This is a genomic window from Aurantimonas sp. DM33-3 (assembly GCF_014334315.1).
GTDB lineage: Bacteria > Pseudomonadota > Alphaproteobacteria > Rhizobiales > Rhizobiaceae > Aurantimonas > Aurantimonas coralicida.
On record NZ_JACSGS010000013.1, the window covers coordinates 24,669 to 41,134 of the forward strand.

The window sequence follows — 16,466 nt, forward strand, 5'->3', positions numbered from 1 at the left end:
AGCATGTTCGGCAAACGCGGAAGCGAGCCTCGCAGCAATCCCGGCATGGGTCTGACCTCGACCCTGCCGAAGCCGTCGGCCGCGCCGGTCCCGGCGCCCAAGCCGCGCGAGCCCGTGTCGCGGGCGCCCGTCACGCCGCCGCCGGCGGCAGCGGCGCCGCGCGAAGCCGCCCCCGCGAGCGACAATTCCGCGGCCGTGCGGCCGGACAGCTATTACGCCCGCAAGGCCGAGGTCTTCGCGGCGTTGATCGACACGATCGACCTGTCGCAGCTCGCTCGCCTCGATGCCGAGAGCGCGCGCGAGGAAATCCGCGACATCGTCAACGACATCGTCGCGATCAAGAGCTTCGCCATGTCGATCTCCGAACAGGAGGACATGCTCAGCGACATCTGCAACGACGTCCTCGGCTACGGGCCGCTGGAGCCGTTGCTGGCGCGCGACGACATCGCCGACATCATGGTCAACGGCGCCCGCCAGACCTTCATCGAAGTCGCCGGCAAGGTGCTGGAGACCAATGTCCGCTTCCGCGACAACCAGCAGCTCCTGAACATCTGCCAGCGCATCGTCAGCCAGGTCGGCCGGCGCGTCGACGAGACCTCGCCGATCTGCGACGCGCGCCTGCCCGACGGCAGCCGCGTCAACGTCATCGCGCCGCCGCTGTCCATCGACGGCACCACGCTGACCATTCGTAAGTTCAAGAAGGACAAGCTCACCCTCGACCAGCTCGTCCAGTTCGGCGCAATCTCGCCGGAAGGCGCGCAGATCCTGCAGATCATCGGCCGGGTCCGCTGCAACGTGGTCATCTCCGGCGGTACCGGCTCGGGCAAGACGACGCTTCTGAACTGCCTGACCCGTTATATCGACACCGACGAGCGGATCATCACCTGCGAGGATTCGGCGGAGCTGCAGCTCCAGCAGCCCCATGTCGTGCGCCTGGAAACCCGCCCGCCCAACATCGAGGGCGAGGGCGAGATCACCATGCGCGATCTGGTCAAGAACTGCCTGCGCATGCGGCCCGAACGCATCATCGTCGGCGAAGTGCGCGGACCGGAGGTCTTCGACCTCCTGCAGGCGATGAACACCGGCCATGACGGCTCGATGGGCACGATCCACGCCAACTCGCCGCGCGAGTGCCTGAACCGCATGGAATCGATGATCGCCATGGGCGGCTTCTCGCTGCCCTCGCGCACCGTCAAGGAGATCATCGTCGGCTCCATCGACGTGATCGTCCAGGCCGCGCGCCTGCGCGACGGGTCGCGCCGGATCACCCACATCACCGAAGTGCTCGGCATGGAGGGCGACGTGATCACCACGCAGGATCTGTTCGTCTACGACATGACCGGCGAGGACGCCCAGGGCCGGATCATCGGCCGCCACCGCTCCACCGGCATCGGCCGGCCGGCCTTCTGGGACCGGGCGCGCTACTACAACGAGGAGCAGCGCCTTGCCGCCGCCCTCGACGCGTCGGGCGCCGACGAGCCTGCGGGGATGCTGTAATGAGCCCGGCCGGCGTCATCCTGTTCATCCTGTTCTCGACGATCGCCGCCGGCGCGCTCGCCTTCGCCTTTCTGCAGCCGCGGATCGCCAAGGAACGCAAGGTGGAGAACCGGCGTGCGCAATATACGCGCGACGACACCGAGCGGCGTTCGCTGAAGGTCGCCCGCGACCGGCTGAAGGAGCAGGACAAGCGCCGCAAGACGATCCAGTCGTCGCTGAAGGAGCTGGAATCGCGCCAGAAGGAGCGCGACAAGCACACCGGCAAGCTGACCCTGCAGCGCCAGCTCGAACAGGCCGGCTGGACGATGAGCGTCAAGCAGTTCGTGCTGCTCAGCATCGCCATGGGCTTCGTCAGCCTGTTCGTGGCGGCGATCTTCGGTGCGCCGTTGCTGCTCCTGATCGGTGCGGTCGTCGTCGGCGGGCTCGGCCTGCCGCGCTTCCTCCTGTCGCGGGCGCGCAAGAAGCGCTTCCAGAAATTCGGCGAGGAGTTTCCCAACGCCATCGATCTGATCGTGCGCGGCGTGAAATCCGGCCTGCCGCTGAACGACACGCTCAGGATCGTCTCCGGCGAGACGCTGGAGCCGGTGCGCAGCGAGTTCCGCAAGATCATCGAGAGCCAGCAGATGGGCGTGCCGATCTCCGAGGCGGTGGAGAAGCTCTATCGCAACATTCCGACGCCCGAGGCGAACTTCTTCGCCATCGTCATCGCCATCCAGTCGCAGGCCGGCGGCAATCTGTCGGAAGCGCTGGGCAACCTGTCCAATGTGCTGCGCGACCGCAAGAAGATGCGGGCGAAGGTGCAGGCGATGTCGATGGAGGCCAAGGCTTCGGGCGGCATCATCGGCGCGCTGCCGGTGGTCGTCGCCAGCCTCGTCTACATCACGACGCCCGACTACATCTCGGTCCTCTTCACCTCCGGCACCGGCCATCTGATCCTGGCGATCTCGGGACTGTGGATGGCGACCGGCGTCTTCGTGATGAAGAAGATGATCAGCTTCGATTTCTAAGGGCCGACCGGCGCCGCTCAGAAGGCGCAGCCGAAGCGGAAGGTGCAGACGAGTATGGAAATGTTCGCGCTCATCGGAGTGTCCCCGGCGGTCGCCGCCAGCGTGGTCATGGCGATCGCGGTGTTCACCACCTTCATCGCCATTGCCATGCCGATGCTCGCCGGCAACCAGCTGAAGAGCCGGATGAAGGCTGTGGCGCTGGAGCGCGACGAGATGCGGGCGCGCGAGCGGGCGCGCATGGCCGCCGAGAACGAGCGCGGCCGCTCGGGCCTGCGCCAGCAGGACAGCAAGGGCGTCGCCAGCCTCGTCGTCGAACGGCTCAACCTGCGCACGGCGCTGGCCGACGACAAGACCGTGACGAGCCTGCGCAACGCCGGCTATCGCGGCCAGCGGCCGCTGACACTGTTCCTGTTCGCACGCGCCGTCCTGCCGCTCCTGATGTTCGCCCTGGCGCTGTTCTACGTCTTCGGCCTTGGTCTCCTCGACACGCATCCGACGATGATGCGCATCGCGATCTGCCTCGGCGTCGCCTATGTCGGCTTCGTCGCGCCGATCTTCTTTGTGAAGAACCGCGCCACCAAGCGCCGGCTGTCGATCAGCCGGGCCTGGCCGGATGCCCTGGATCTGCTGCTGATCTGCGTGGAATCGGGCAATTCGATCGAGGCGGCCTTCCGCCGGGTGGCCGAGGAGATCGGCATCCAGTCGATCCCGCTGGCCGAGGAGTTGGTGCTGGTCTGCGCCGAGCTGTCCTATCTGCCGGACCGCAAGGTGGCCTATGACAATCTGGCCACCCGGACCGGCCTCGACGGCGTGCGCACGGTCTGTACGGCGCTGGTCCAGGCCGAGCGCTACGGCACGCCGCTGGGCACCGCGCTGCGGACGCTGTCGCAGGAAAACCGCGACCAGCGGATGAACCTCGCCGAGAAGAAGGCCGCCGCGCTGCCGCCGAAGCTCACCGTGCCGATGATCGTATTCTTCCTGCCGGTGCTGTTCGCGGTCATCATCGGCCCGGCGATCATCAAGGTCATGGCCGTCCAGTAACGGCACCGCCAGCAGGGCGCCCGGCGCCTGCCGGATCGGGTTTGGCCGCGCCGTGGAGCCGGCCTCGCAAGGGGGTGCCGGGGTTATCCGCATGAACCCGGGGGGGACGATCCCGAACCATCACAGCGAGGGTCGGCGCAGCACCCGAACACATGAAGCTGAGCGACCGCTGTCCGTCTGCCCTTATCGAGGCGGCCCAGGGGCGGGCCGCAGCGGCCGTCAACGCAAAAAGGGCGCACCCCCGAGGATGCGCCCTATTCGTGTCTTCGAGCCGTCAGCGTGACGCGGTGGGGCCGATCAGTTCTCGGCCTTGTCCTTGTCTTTCAGCATCGCCCAGGTGTTCTGCTGGGCGAGCATCGCCTTGAGGAAGGCGACATTGGCTTCCGCCTCGGCCGGCGGCAGTTCGCTGCTGGCGATCTTCTCGGCCTCGTCGAAGCGGCCGTGCAGGCCGACGACCAGCGCTAGGTTCTGGCGCACGCGGCTGTCGCTGCCCGGCTGGGAGGCGGCGGAGCGCAGATAGGATTCGGCCGACTTCAGATCGTTGCCGAGAAGGTAGGACATGCCGAGATTGGACAGGATCGTCGGCTCGTTCGGCTGCATGTCCAGCGCCTTGCGATAGAGCGTGCGCGCCGGAACCTGCTGGCCCATCTGGTCGAGAATGGCACCCTCGGCGGAATAGAGCCGCCAGTCGGGATAGTCCGGGGTCTGGGCGCGGCGGATGGTCTCCAGCGCCTTGGGCAGGTCGCCGGCGGCGGCCAGCGCCTTGCCGTAGGCGGCGAGGACGTCGCGATCTTCCGGATGGGCGATCGCCATCTGCTGCATCACCGCCAGCGACTGGTCGTTGCGTCCGGCCATCTGCAGCGCCGCGGCATAGGAAAGGCCGGTGGGCTTGTTCTTGGGATCGCGGTCATAGGCGGCGCCATAGGTGCGCACGGCCGACTGCAATTCGGTGGTGTTCATCTGGGCCACCGTGCGGCCCTGCTGCGCGGGGCGCTGGATCGAACCGGTGGTCTCGTTGGAGACGGAGCCGCAGCCCTGGGTCACCATCAGGGCGAGGCATGCGCCGAGGAGCAGCCCCTGTTTCGCACGGCGTCCCGAACTAGTTCCGCGCCCGACCATGATCTGCTCCTGTTCCGCCTGCATGTCGGCCGCATCGAAAACGAGACGGCCTTCGACGGTGAGAGTATTTCGTTAACCCTAATGACCGGTTAATGCCGGTCTCAGGACGCAAACCTCAGGACACGCCCCATGCCGATCACCCTTGCCAGCGACAATGCCGCGACCGCCCTGCCTGTCTGGACGGCGACCCGTGACGGTCTCAACGACCTGCCGGAGGCGGCGCGGCGCTGGGCCAGGGCGACGCGTTTCGAGGCCGGCGCCGGCCAGGTGCTGCTCGTGCCCAATGCCGACGGGGCGACCGCCGGCGCCGTTCTCGGCCTCGGCAAGGCCGCCGGAACGGGGGAGGGCGCGGCCGCGCGGCGGGCACTCGCGGCCGGTGCGCTGGCGACCCATCTGCCGGCGGGCGACTGGCAGCTTGCCGAGGGCGCCGATCTCGACGGATCGCTGGCGACACTGGCGGTGCTTCTCGGCGGCTATCGCTTCGATCGCTACCGCACCGGACGCAAGGACGAGGACGCGGCGGCCGACATCCGCTTCGCGCCGCCCGGCGACGTCGACGCCGCCGAGGCGCAGGCGCTGGCGGCCGGCGTGTCGCTGACCCGTGACCTCATCAACACCCCGACCAGCGACATGGGACCGGCCGAACTGGAAGCGGCGGCCCGGACGCTGGCCGATGCGTTCGGCGCCGCGGTGACGACGATCGAGGGTGACGCGCTGCTTGAAGAGAACTTCCCGATGATCCACGCCGTCGGCCGGGCCAGCGCCTCGGCGCCGCGCCTGATCGACATGCGCTGGGGGCGGGCGGACGCGCCGAAGGTGACCCTCGTCGGCAAGGGCGTCTGCTTCGACACCGGCGGCCTCGACATCAAGCCGGCCTCGGGCATGCTCCTGATGAAGAAGGACATGGGCGGCGCGGCCAACGTGCTGGGCCTCGCCCACATGATCATGGCCTGCGGGCTCGATCTGCATCTGCGGGTGCTGATCCCGGCGGTGGAGAACGCGATCTCGGCCAACGCCTTCCGTCCCGGCGACATCCTGCACAGCCGCAAGGGCAAGACGGTGGAGATCGGCAACACCGACGCCGAGGGCCGGCTGGTGCTCGCCGACGCCCTGGCGCTGGCCGACGAGGAGGCGCCGCAGCTCCTGATCGACATGGCGACCCTGACCGGCGCGGCCCGCGTGGCGCTCGGGCCCGACCTGCCGCCCTTCTTCACCGACGATGACGGCTTTGCCGGGGATCTTGCCGCGGCGAGCATGGCGGTGGCCGACCCGGTCTGGCGGATGCCGCTCTGGGCGCCCTATGCCGCCAACCTCTCGTCACGGGTCGCCGACATCAACAATGTCACGAGCGACGGATTCGCCGGTGCGGTGACGGCCGCACTGTTCCTGCAGGGCTTCGTCGAAAAGGCCGAAAGCTGGTCGCATTTCGACGTCTATGGCTGGCGCGCCAAGGCGAGCCCGATCGGCCCCGTCGGAGGCGAGGCCCATGCCACCCGTGCGCTCTTCCAGGTGCTGAAGGCGCGCTTTCCGCGGCGCTGACGGTTTGGCACCGCAGGCGATCGGCCCGAGCGGGCCGGTCGCATCTTCTTCGTTTCGCACAGCAAGGCAGACGCGTTCATGACCGGCTCCCCCGATCCCCGCCTCAACGCCGTGCGCCCCGATCTCGCCGACCGCCGGCTCGAGGGGCAGGTCACGGCCGATCGCTTCGTCGACGGGGTCCCGCGCCGGATCATCGCTGCCCTGGCGCCGGTCCGGCGGCATCCGGCGGGCAATGCCCCGCTCGATACCGAGGCACTGTTCGGCGAGGCCGTCACCGTCTTCGACGAGGACGACGAAGGCTGGGCCTGGGTGCAGCTCCGGAATGACGGCTATGTCGGCTATGTGCCGAGCGCTGCGCTCGGCCGGCCCGGCGCCGCCCCGACGCACCGGGTCTGCGTCCCGCGCACGCTGGTCTTTCCCGGCTACGACATCAAGCTGCCGCCGCTCCACGACCTGCCAATGGGCGCCGCCCTCGCGGTGGTCGGTGCCGGGCAGGACCACAACGCCGCCTATGCCCGGATCGAGCCGGCGGGAGCGGTCGTCCTCCAGCATCTGGAGCCGGTCGCCAGCGTCGCTGACGACTATGTCGCCATCGCCGAGCGCTTCCTCGGCGTGCCCTATCTGTGGGGCGGCAAGAGCGCGTCGGGCATCGACTGTTCGGGCCTCGTCCAGATCGCCTGCCAGATGGCCGGGATCGAGGCGCCGCGCGACACCGACATGCAGGAGCGCGCCCTCGGCACGCGGGTTGCCGGCGTCGAGGCGCTGCAGCGCGGCGATCTGGTCTTCTGGAAGGGGCATGTCGGGATCATGCTCGACGGCGCCCGGCTTCTGCACGCCAACGCGCATCACATGCTGACGGCGATCGAGCCGCTGATGGAGACCATGGCGCGCTTCGAGGAGCGGGGCATTGCGGTCACCAGCGTCAGGCGATTGCGGCCCGCCGCTGCGGTCCACGGCTGATCCGCACCCGGCTGCGCCGCGGCGAGGCATGGCGCGCCGCCGCCGCAGTATGTCAGGAATTGCAACGGTTTGGCCCGCTTACGAAGCGCTGAAAAACTGGATGGTTAAGGCGTTGTTAAGCAGCGCAGCCTAGACGCATGGATTGCCGCGTTCGCCCCCCCGAACGCCTTTGATGCCATAGGACATGCCCTGCCGTGCAGCTTTCGGACCTGAAGATTTCCACCCGTATCGCCGCGATCGCGGCGGTCAGTATCGCCGGCATGCTGGCTCTCGCCGCCATCTTCGTCACCGACCAGAGCATCCGGTCCGACTATGCGGCGGTGATCGACAGCGCGCGTGACGCCGAACGCGTGACACAGCGCATCGAGGTGGACTTCCTGCAGGCGCGGCGCGCCGAGAAGGACTTCTTCCTGCGCCGGACCGAGGCCGATATCGCCAAGCACGCAGCCGTCCGCGCCCGTCTCGCGGACGCGTTCCAGAACCTGTCCGACCGGTTGCAGGCGGGCGGTCTGAGCCGGCTGGCCGGCGAAGCGGAGGCCATGCGCCGCAGTTTCACGCGCTATGGCGAGCTGTTCGAGCAGGCGGCGGCGGTCAATCGCTCGCTGGGTCTCGACGAGAATTCCGGCCTGCAGGGCGCGCTGCGGACCGCGGTCCACGATCTCGAAGCCGAACTGAGCGAGGTGGGCAATCCCTCGCTGCAGGTGATGATGCTGATGTTGCGCCGGCACGAGAAGGATTTCATCCTTCGCGGCGATCTCAAATATGTCGAGCGGTTGAACGCCCAGGCCAGCGACCTGGCAAGTGTCGGCCCGGCCGCCTTCGGTTCGGTGCAGACGCGCAATGCGGTGCTGGCCGACCTTGCGACCTACACCGGCAATTTTGCCGGCTATGCCGAGGCGATGGCGGCGGAAGCAGCCCTGCGCGAGGAGCTGAGCGCCGTCTTCGCCGAGGTCGAGCCGCTGTTCCAGACGATCCTGTCGGGCGTGGCGGCGACGCGCGTCGACGCCGAGGCGGCCAGTGCCGCGGCCTCGTCGCTGGCCCTCAAGATCGTTCTGGCTCTGGCGGCCTTGCTGACGCTGATCATCGCGGCCACCGTCCTCGTCGTCGGCCGGTCGATCGCCACGCCGATCTCGGTCACCGCCGCCGCCATGCGCGACTTCGCCGCCGGCGACATGACCGCCCGCGTGCCTGACGGCGACCGCAAGGACGAGATCGGCGACATGGTCAAAGCCCTCCTGTCGTTCCGCCGTTCGGAGGAGCAGAAGCGCGCGATGATCGCCGAACGCCAGGAAGCCGAGCGGCTGGGCCTGGAACAGCGGCGCAGTGCCGAGATCGATGCGGCAGAGACGGCACGCCAGGCGTTCATCGCCGGCATCGCGCCGGCCTTCCGGGCGCTGTCGGAGGGCGACCTCACGGCTCGCCTCGACCGGGCCCGCATGGTGGGCTTCGAGGAAATCTGCGACCTCTACAACCAGTCCGTCGCCACCCTGGAGGAGACCGTCGGAGGCGTCGTCAATGCGGTCGGCTCGATCCGCATGGGGCTGGGCGAAATCACCACCGCCTCGAACGACCTGGCGCATCGCACCGAGCAGCAGGCGGCGAGCCTCGAACAGACGGTCGCAGCGCTCAGCGTGGTGACGCAGGCGGTCAACGATACGGCAGAGAGCGCCGGCAAGGCACAGCGCGTCGCCTCGGACGCCCGTGGCAAGGCCCAGAAGGGCGGCGAGGTCGTCGGCAAGGCGGTCGCGGCCATGGGCCAGATCGAGCAGTCCTCGGAGAAGATCAACTCGATCATCTCCGTCATCGACGAGATCGCCTTCCAGACCAATCTCCTGGCGCTGAATGCCGGCGTCGAGGCGGCACGGGCCGGCGAAGCGGGCAAGGGCTTTGCGGTCGTCGCCCAGGAAGTGCGGGGCCTCGCCCAGCGCTCCGCGGAAGCGGCCAAGGAGATCAAGACCCTGATCGCCACGTCCCGCGAGCAGGTCGGCACCGGCGTGGAACTGGTCACGGCGTCCGGCAAGTCGCTGGAAGAGATCGTCACCGAAGTCAGCGCCATGGCGGAGGTCATCTCGACCATTGCGTCGAGCGCTCGCGAACAGGCAACGAGCCTGCGGGAAGTCTCGGGTGCGGCCGACCAGATGGACAAGGTGACCCAGCAGAACGCTGCCATGGTCGAGGAAGCGACGGCAGCCAGCCAGACGCTGGCCAAGGACGCCGATGCGCTGGATCAGCTCACCGGCCGCTTCCGCACCCGCGCGGAGACTGGCCGGCAGGCACGCCCGTCGCGGTCGCGCCCGGCTGCCCCCAAGGCGCCCGTCGTCCAGATGCGCCAGACCGGTCGCGGCGGCGCCGCGGCGGCCCGCAACACCGCGCCGCAGAGCGAGGGCTGGGAAGAGTTCTGAGCCTTGTCACCGGGCGGCTCAGGCCGCCCGGTTGCGCAGTCGAACGCCGGGCAGGGGCTTTTCCCCTGTCCGGCGTTTCTGTTTGCGCTTGGCGGTCGGTCAGTAGCCGGCGGTGCGGTCGACGACGCCGCGCAGCGGCTCGCCGCGCTCATGGGCCGCGATCTGGCGCATGACGGCGGGGGCCAGCGCATCCGGGTCGGAGACCGCTGCCGCATGGGGCGTGACGAAGACCCGCGGATGGCGCCAGAGCGGATGATCGGCCGGCAGCGGCTCGACATTGAAGACGTCGAGCGAGGCTTCCATCAAAGTGTCCTGATCCAGCGCGTCGAGGATGGCGGCCTCGTTCTGCAGGCCGCCGCGACCGGCATTGATCAGCACCGGACCGCCGAGCGGCGTGCGGCGCTTCAGGCGCGACAGGAAGCCGGCGTCAATGATGCCGCGGGTTTCGGCGGTCAGCGGCAGCAGCACCACGACGATGTCCGAAGCCGCCAGGAAGCCATTCAACCCGTCCTCGCCGGCAAAGGTCTCGACGCCTTCGGCCGATTTGGCGGTGCGGCTCCAGCCGGCGATGTTGAAGCCGAGGGCCTGCAGCTTGCCGGCGGCGTCGCGGCCGAGTTCGCCGAAGCCCATGATGCCGACGGTGATCTCTCTTGCCGCCGGCTGCAGGCGCTCGTGCCAGATCGTCTGGGCCTGCTGGGTGCGATAGGCGCGGCCGCGGCGGAAATGATCGAGTACCCGCCAGACGACATATTCGCTCATCCGCGCGGTGAGATCGTCGGCGACGATGCGCACCACCGGCACGTCAGGCAGGGCCTTGTCGGCGAAGATGTGATCGACGCCGGCACCGAGCGAGAAGATCGCCTTGAGGTTCGGCAGCCCTTCCAGAAGACCCGGCGGCTGCTTCCACACGACGGCGTATTCGATGGCGGGATCGGCCGAATGGGCCGGCTCCAGAACGATGTCGCGGCCGCTATCGGCGGCTTCCAGCGCGGCGCGCCAGCGCTTCGGATCGAAGCCGGTGACGGAGAGGAGAATGGTCATGGATCAGTCCTCCGGGCCGTCGAGCGTTCCGAGCAGCGCCTGGGCCCGCGAACGGCCGAGCCGCGCGAACCAGTGGGCGCAGGCGATCAGATAGCCGTTCTCGACCCGCCGGTCGTCCACGGCAGCGACGAGATCGTCGACTTTGGCGAGGATCGGGCGGATGTCCTCGTCCTCGTCGGCATTGCCGGCCGAGGTCGCAAGGTTCGACGCGTCGACCAGCGCCAGGAAGATCGTCGCATGCTCGTCGGTGAGGCCGGGCGCGGCCAGCATCCGGAAACAATCCTCGACGGCCTGCGGGACGAGGCCCGTCTCTTCCGTCAGCTCACGCCGGGCCGCCGCCTCGATGCTTTCGCCCGCATCGACCATGCCGGCCGGCAGTTCGAGTGCCGCGCCGCATTCGGTCTTCAGCGCGGCGGCCAAGCGGAACTGGCGGATGACGACGATGGAATCCAGCACCGGATCGTAGGGGATGATGACGACCACCGAGCCGGTGTGCAGATATTCGCGCCGCACCGGACCGACCATCCCTTCGCCGTCGAGGCGGGCATGGCGCAGGGTCGCCACCTTGAAGTCGCGGAAGCCGCCGTGCAGCAGCTCGTCGCTGACGAGCTCCGTCTCGATCGGCTGGTCGTCGAGCCTGTCGCGGTAGTGACCTGTACTCATTGCGATACAATTCCCGTCGGTGCGGCCTTGATGTCGAAGGCGGCGGCCATCAGCGCTTTGGTATAATCGGTCTTCGGGTTGTCGAATATCTCGTCGGACGGTCCCCGCTCCACCACGCGGCCATTGCGCATGACGATGACCTCGTTGGCCAAGGCCCGCACGACGCGCAGATCGTGGCTGATGAACAGATAGGCCAGATTATGCTTCTTCTGGAGGTCGCGCAGCAGGTCCACCACCTGGGCCTGCACGCTCATGTCGAGGGCAGAGGTCGGCTCGTCGAGCATGACGAAGCGCGGATTGAGGACCATGGCCCTCGCGATCGCCACGCGCTGGCGCTGGCCGCCCGAAAACTCGTGCGGGAAGCGGAAGCGGGTCGCCGGGTCGATACCGACCTCGTTGAGTGCCGTGACGACGCGGGCGTCGCGTTCGCTGGCCGACAGTTTGCGCTCGTGGATCTCCAACCCCTCGGCGACGATGTCGGCGATGGGCATGCGCGGCGACAGCGAGCCGAACGGGTCCTGGAAGACGATCTGCATGCGCTCGCGCAGCGGCTTCATCGCCTTGAAGGAGCGTTCGTCGATGCGTTCGCCGTCGAAGCGGATCTCGCCCGTTGAGCCGATCATCCTCGTCAACGCCAGGCCCAGCGTGGTCTTGCCGGAGCCGGATTCGCCGACGACGCCGACGGTCTGGCCGGCGCGCACGGTGAGGTCGATGCCGTCCACCGCCTTCACGTGGTCGGTGGTGCGGCGGAAGAAGCCGGTCTTGATCGGGAACCAGACCTTCACGTCTTTCGCTTCGACGACCGCCGGGGAATTGGCGTTGGCGGCCGGCGGCTGGCCCTTGGGCTCGGCGGCCAGAAGATGCCTGGTGTAATGGTGTTCGGGCGCCTCGAAGATGCGCTTGGTGGGGCCTTCCTCGACGATCTTTCCCCGGTACATCACGCAGACCCGGTCGGCGATGGCGCGCACGATGCCGAGATCGTGGGTGATGAACAGCATCCCCATGTTCTGGCGGGTCTGCATGACCTTCAGAAGTTCGAGGATCTGCGCCTGCACCGTCACGTCGAGGGCGGTGGTGGGCTCGTCGGCGATGAGGAGGTCCGGCTCGTTGGCGAGCGCCATGGCGATCATCACGCGCTGGCGCTGGCCGCCGGAGAGCTGGTGCGGATAGGCGTCGAGCCGCTTCTCAGGGTCGCGGATGCCGACCTGCCGCATCAGCTCCAGCGTGCGTTCCTGCGCCTGCTTGTCGCGCATGCCGCGATGCAGCTTCAGGACCTCGCCGATCTGCCGCTCGATCGTGTGCAGCGGATTGAGCGACGACATCGGCTCCTGGAAGATCATAGAGATGCGGTTGCCGCGGACCTTGCGCAGGTCGCGCTCGTCATCGTCGATCAGGTTCTGGCCGTCGAACATCACCCGGCCCTCGCCGGGATGGCTGGCCGCCGGATAGGGCAGCAGCTTCAGGATCGACAACGCCGACACCGACTTGCCGGAGCCGGATTCGCCGACCAGCGCGACGGTTTCGCCCCGGCCGATGGAGAAGGAGACGTTGTCGACGGCGAGCTGCGTCTTGCCGCCCTGGGTGAAGGCGACCGACAGATTCTCGACGGACAGCAGCGTGTCCTGCGGTGCGGGGGGCTGGGCGATATTGGCGGTCGGGCTCAAGCGTTGAAATCCTTGTTCCGGCGTCATCGCGGGGACGTGGCGGCCGCGCCTCGGGCGGGCATGTGACATGGGGCGGCGGCCGGTGCTTCGCCATGATGGTTGCGGCCGTCGTCGGCGCAGATGCCGCGCTCGATCTCGACGGTCGCATGGTGGATGGCGAAGCGCTGGCGCAGTTCGGCCTTGATGGTGCGCACGACGGCGGTGCCGTCGGCCTCTTCCGCAACGCAGGCGTGCAAAGTGGCCATCGTGCGTTCCGGCGTGATCGACCAGGCGTGGACGTGGTGGACTTCGCGCAGGCCCGGCACCGCGGCAACCAGATGCGGCGCGATCTCAGCGATGTCGACGTCGCCGGGCGCGCCTTCCAGCAGCACATGGCCGGCGTCGCGCACCAGCCGCCAGGCCGAAACGAGGATGATCACCGAAACCAGCACCGACAGGATCGGGTCGATCGGCGTCCATCCGGTCCAAAGGATGACGACCGCGGCGAGGATCGCGGCCACCGAGCCGAGAAGATCGCCGAGGACATGCAGCACTGCGCCGCGGATGTTGAGATTGTCGCGGTCGGCGCCGTGCAGGACGAGGAAGACGCCGACATTGACCGCAAGGCCGGCGACCGCGACCGCCATCATGGTGCCGCCGAGGATCGGGCTCGGCGCCTGCAGCCGGTGCCAGGCCTCGTAGATGATGAAGGCGGCGATCAGGAACAGGGCAAGGCCGTTGACGAAGGCGACCAGCACCTGGAAGCGGTCATAGCCGAAGGTACGGCGCGCATCGCTGGGCTTGCGGGCCAGCCGGAAGGCGAACCAGCCAAGCGCCAGGGCGGCGAAGTCGGTCAGCATGTGACCGGCATCGGCAAGGAGCGCGAGCGAGCCGGAGACCAGACCGCCGATCACCTCGGCGACCATGAAGGCGCCGGTCGCCACCGCGGCGATGGCGATTCGCGTCTCGTTGGCGCCCTCGGCATGGCCGGCAAAGCCGTGCGCATGGTCGTGGCTGCCGTGGCCGTGATGGGAATGATCGCTCATGCGAGAGCCTCCGGCCGGCGGCTGGAGCCGCCCCGGCGGCCTCCACCGGCGGAACGCCATGCCCCCCGCGATCCCCGCATCACCCGAAGCTCTTGCGGGGGTCGAAGGCATCGCGCACCGCCTCGCCGACGAAGACCAGCAGCGACAGCATCAGCGAGATCACGAAGAAGCCCGAAAAGCCCAGCCAGGGCGCCTGCAGATTGTTCTTGCCCTGTGCCAGCAGTTCGCCGAGCGACGGTGAGCCGGGCGGCAGGCCGAAGCCGAGGAAGTCGAGCGAGGTGAGGGTGGTGATCGAGCCGTTCAGGATGAAGGGCAGGAAGGTCAGCGTCGCCACCATCGCGTTCGGCAGGAGGTGGCGGGTCATGATCGTCCAGTCGCCGACGCCGAGAGCCCGGGCGGCGTTGACATATTCGAAGTTGCGGGCGCGCAGGAACTCGGCCCGCACCACGCCGACGAAGGCGACCCACGAGAACAGCAGCATGATGCCGAGCAGCACCCAGAAGCCGGGGGGCAGGATCGCGGCGATGATCAGCAGCAGGTAGAGGACCGGGATCGACGACCAGATCTCGATGAAGCGCTGGAACAGGAGATCGAGCCAGCCGCCGAAATAGCCCTGCACCGCGCCGGCGGCGACGCCGATCACCGCCGAGGCCGCGGTCAGGATCAGGCCGAACATCACCGAGATGCGGAAGCCGTAGATCAGCCGCGCGGCGACGTCGCGGGCCTGGTCGTCGGTGCCCAGCCAGTTCATGTTGCCGAAGGTACAGTTAGGGTCTTCCGCGCCGAGCGGATAGCGCTGGCAGCGCTCCTCCCTGGTGAAGGTCCAGGAGGGGGCGGAGGGTGCCGGCGTCGGAATGGCGTTGTTGACGGTCTGGTAGGAATAGCGGATCGGCGGCCAGATCGCCCAGCCATTGGCGTCGATCTCGTCCTGCACGAAGGGGTCGCGATAGTTCGTCACCGGCAGGAAGCCGCCGAAGACCTCCTCGGGATAGTCGACGACGATCGGGTAGTAGAATTCGCCCTTGTACTCGACCAGCAGCGGCCGGTCGTTGGCGACGAGTTCGGCCAGCCCGGTGATCACGAACAGGATCAGGAAGATCCACAGCGACCAGAAGCCCCGCCGGTTGGCGGTGAAGTTCTGCCAGCGGCGGCGGTTCAGGGGCGACAGGCGCGGGCGCTTCGTCGTCTCCGATTCCGGCGCCATCTGGGCGATGCCGGCGGTCTGCTCGCGCGCAATGTCGGCGGCACGCTCGTCGGGCAGTGTCGGATCGCGCTTTTCGGCGGCGAGGCGGTCCTTCTGTGCGTCGTCCATCGTCACACCTCCCGCTTCTCGAAGTCGATCCGCGGATCGATCCAGGTGTAGGTGAGGTCGGAGAGAAGGGTCGTCACGAGGCCGAGCAGGGAGAAGATGTAGAGGGTGCCGAACACGACCGGATAGTCCCGCTGGTAGATGGATTCGAAGCCGAGCAGGCCGAGGCCGTCGAGCGAGAAGATCGTCTCGATCAGCAGCGAGCCGGCGAAGAAGGCGGAGATGAAGGCGCCGGGGAAGCCGGCGACGATGATCAGCATGGCGTTGCGGAAGACGTGGCCGTAGAGCACCCGCCGCTCCGACAGCCCCTTGGCGCGGGCCGTCGTGACGTATTGCTTGCGGATCTCGTCGAGGAAGGAGTTCTTGGTCAGGAGCGTCGTCGTGGCGAAGGCCGACAGCGACAGGGCGATCAACGGCAGCGTCAGGTGCCAGAAATAGTCCGGGATGGTCTGCGTCACGCAGCGGCCGAGATCGCCGGCCGGCGACCAGACCGCGCACCAGTCGCCGCGCACCCCGTCCGACAGGAGGCCGCGCAGCGGGAACCAGTCATAGAAGGACCCGCCGGCAAACAGCACGATGAGAATGATGGCGAAGAGGAAGCCGGGGATCGCATAGGCGACGATGACGACGCCCGAGGTCCACACGTCGAAGCGCGAGCCGTCGGTCAGCGCCTTGCGGATGCCGAGCGGGATCGAGATCAGGTAGGACAGGAGCGTGATCCACAGGCCGAGCGAGATCGATACCGGCATCTTTTCGAGGATCAGGTCCCAGACGGAGACCGAGCGGAAATAGCTGTCGCCGAAATCGAAGCGGACATAGTTCCACAGCATCATGCCGAAGCGCTCCAGCGGCGGCTTGTCGAAGCCGAACTGCTTTTCGAGCCGCTCGATGAAGGCCGGGTCGAGCCCCTGCGCGCCGCGATAGCCGGAATTGTCGCTGCCGCCGCTCGACCCCGAGCCGAAATCACCGCCGCCACCGGACACCCGGTCCATGGCGCCGCCGGCTTCGCCCTGCAGGCTGGCGATGACCTGTTCGATCGGCCCGCCGGGCGCGAACTGGATCACCAGGAACGAGATCGCCATGATGCCGACGAGCGTCGGGATCATCAGCAGGATGCGGCGGAGGATATAGGAGCCCATGGGCGGGTGATCGTCTCCGAGATGCAGATTGCGCCGGCGAACCGGCAGCCGGCATTACCG

At 68.0% G+C, this 16,466-nt stretch carries 13 protein-coding genes; 6 read left to right on the forward strand and 7 right to left on the reverse strand.

Annotation, left to right across the window (positions count from 1 at the left end; all coding sequences use genetic code 11):
• The first annotated feature begins 3 nt into the window (after positions 1-3).
• From H9Q09_RS16405 to H9Q09_RS16415, 3 genes are read left to right on the forward strand one after another with little or no spacing between them, the layout of a single operon-like run.
• Positions 4-1,497, forward strand: coding sequence for a CpaF family protein (locus H9Q09_RS16405; RefSeq protein WP_187391917.1), 1,494 nt, complete (start codon positions 4-6; stop codon positions 1,495-1,497).
• Positions 1,497-2,504 (forward strand): type II secretion system F family protein, encoded by a 1,008-nt coding sequence (locus tag H9Q09_RS16410; RefSeq protein WP_024351603.1) that lies wholly within the window; start codon positions 1,497-1,499, stop codon positions 2,502-2,504. The genes H9Q09_RS16405 and H9Q09_RS16410 overlap by 1 nt, the downstream gene beginning before the upstream one ends.
• A gap of 54 nt (positions 2,505-2,558) precedes the next feature.
• Complete coding sequence (locus tag H9Q09_RS16415; protein WP_024351604.1) at positions 2,559-3,545, forward strand: type II secretion system F family protein; 987 nt, start codon at positions 2,559-2,561, stop codon at positions 3,543-3,545.
• 297 nt (positions 3,546-3,842) lie between these two features.
• Here the strand turns inward: H9Q09_RS16415 and H9Q09_RS16420 are convergent, their stop codons facing one another.
• Positions 3,843-4,688, reverse strand: a complete 846-nt coding sequence (locus H9Q09_RS16420) for a tetratricopeptide repeat protein (RefSeq protein ID WP_187391918.1) — start codon at positions 4,686-4,688, stop codon at positions 3,843-3,845.
• Positions 4,689-4,793: 105 nt separating this feature from the next.
• Between H9Q09_RS16420 and H9Q09_RS16425 the strand changes: the two genes are divergently transcribed.
• From H9Q09_RS16425 to H9Q09_RS16435, 3 genes are all read left to right on the forward strand, one after another.
• The gene (locus H9Q09_RS16425; protein WP_187391919.1) at positions 4,794-6,203 is read left to right on the forward strand and encodes a leucyl aminopeptidase family protein; all 1,410 of its coding nucleotides are present in this window, start codon (positions 4,794-4,796) and stop codon (positions 6,201-6,203) included.
• 78 nt (positions 6,204-6,281) lie between these two features.
• Positions 6,282-7,163: a C40 family peptidase gene (locus tag H9Q09_RS16430; RefSeq protein WP_187391920.1), complete on the forward strand. Its 882-nt coding sequence runs from the start codon at positions 6,282-6,284 to the stop codon at positions 7,161-7,163.
• Between the two features lie 194 nt (positions 7,164-7,357).
• Positions 7,358-9,565: a methyl-accepting chemotaxis protein gene (locus H9Q09_RS16435; RefSeq protein ID WP_348646316.1), complete on the forward strand. Its 2,208-nt coding sequence runs from the start codon at positions 7,358-7,360 to the stop codon at positions 9,563-9,565.
• 99 nt (positions 9,566-9,664) lie between these two features.
• Here H9Q09_RS16435 and H9Q09_RS16440 read toward each other — a convergent pair whose 3' ends face one another.
• From H9Q09_RS16440 to H9Q09_RS16465, 6 genes are all read right to left on the reverse strand, one after another.
• Entirely contained in the window at positions 9,665-10,606 is a 942-nt protein-coding gene (locus H9Q09_RS16440) for a glyoxylate/hydroxypyruvate reductase A (protein WP_187391921.1), read from the reverse strand.
• Positions 10,607-10,609: 3 nt separating this feature from the next.
• Complete coding sequence (locus tag H9Q09_RS16445; RefSeq protein WP_187391922.1) at positions 10,610-11,269, reverse strand: NUDIX hydrolase; 660 nt, start codon at positions 11,267-11,269, stop codon at positions 10,610-10,612.
• A complete protein-coding gene (locus H9Q09_RS16450) occupies positions 11,266-12,933 on the reverse strand; it encodes an ABC transporter ATP-binding protein (RefSeq protein WP_228239944.1) in 1,668 nt (555 codons plus the stop codon). The genes H9Q09_RS16445 and H9Q09_RS16450 overlap by 4 nt, the downstream gene beginning before the upstream one ends.
• A gap of 23 nt (positions 12,934-12,956) precedes the next feature.
• A complete protein-coding gene (locus tag H9Q09_RS16455; protein ID WP_187391924.1) occupies positions 12,957-13,958 on the reverse strand; it encodes a cation diffusion facilitator family transporter in 1,002 nt (333 codons plus the stop codon).
• Positions 13,959-14,037: 79 nt separating this feature from the next.
• A complete protein-coding gene (locus H9Q09_RS16460; protein WP_187391996.1) occupies positions 14,038-15,162 on the reverse strand; it encodes an ABC transporter permease in 1,125 nt (374 codons plus the stop codon).
• 110 nt (positions 15,163-15,272) lie between these two features.
• Positions 15,273-16,406 (reverse strand): microcin C ABC transporter permease YejB, encoded by a 1,134-nt coding sequence (locus H9Q09_RS16465; RefSeq protein ID WP_024351614.1) that lies wholly within the window; start codon positions 16,404-16,406, stop codon positions 15,273-15,275.
• Between the last annotated feature and the right edge of the window lie 60 nt (positions 16,407-16,466).

Excerpts from the sequence above, each read along its gene's own strand:
- H9Q09_RS16405 (WP_187391917.1), top strand. The coding sequence starts at position 4 with ATGTTCGGCAAACGCGGAAGCGAGCCTCGCAGCAATCCCGGCATGGGT.
- H9Q09_RS16410 (WP_024351603.1), top strand. The coding sequence starts at position 1,497 with ATGAGCCCGGCCGGCGTCATCCTGTTCATCCTGTTCTCGACGATCGCC.
- H9Q09_RS16415 (WP_024351604.1), top strand. The coding sequence starts at position 2,559 with ATGGAAATGTTCGCGCTCATCGGAGTGTCCCCGGCGGTCGCCGCCAGC.
- H9Q09_RS16420 (WP_187391918.1), bottom strand. The coding sequence starts at position 4,688 with ATGCAGGCGGAACAGGAGCAGATCATGGTCGGGCGCGGAACTAGTTCG.
- H9Q09_RS16425 (WP_187391919.1), top strand. The coding sequence starts at position 4,794 with ATGCCGATCACCCTTGCCAGCGACAATGCCGCGACCGCCCTGCCTGTC.
- H9Q09_RS16430 (WP_187391920.1), top strand. The coding sequence starts at position 6,282 with ATGACCGGCTCCCCCGATCCCCGCCTCAACGCCGTGCGCCCCGATCTC.
- H9Q09_RS16440 (WP_187391921.1), bottom strand. The coding sequence starts at position 10,606 with ATGACCATTCTCCTCTCCGTCACCGGCTTCGATCCGAAGCGCTGGCGC.
- H9Q09_RS16445 (WP_187391922.1), bottom strand. The coding sequence starts at position 11,269 with ATGAGTACAGGTCACTACCGCGACAGGCTCGACGACCAGCCGATCGAG.
- H9Q09_RS16455 (WP_187391924.1), bottom strand. The coding sequence starts at position 13,958 with ATGAGCGATCATTCCCATCACGGCCACGGCAGCCACGACCATGCGCAC.
- H9Q09_RS16460 (WP_187391996.1), bottom strand. The coding sequence starts at position 15,162 with ATGGCGCCGGAATCGGAGACGACGAAGCGCCCGCGCCTGTCGCCCCTG.
- H9Q09_RS16465 (WP_024351614.1), bottom strand. The coding sequence starts at position 16,406 with ATGGGCTCCTATATCCTCCGCCGCATCCTGCTGATGATCCCGACGCTC.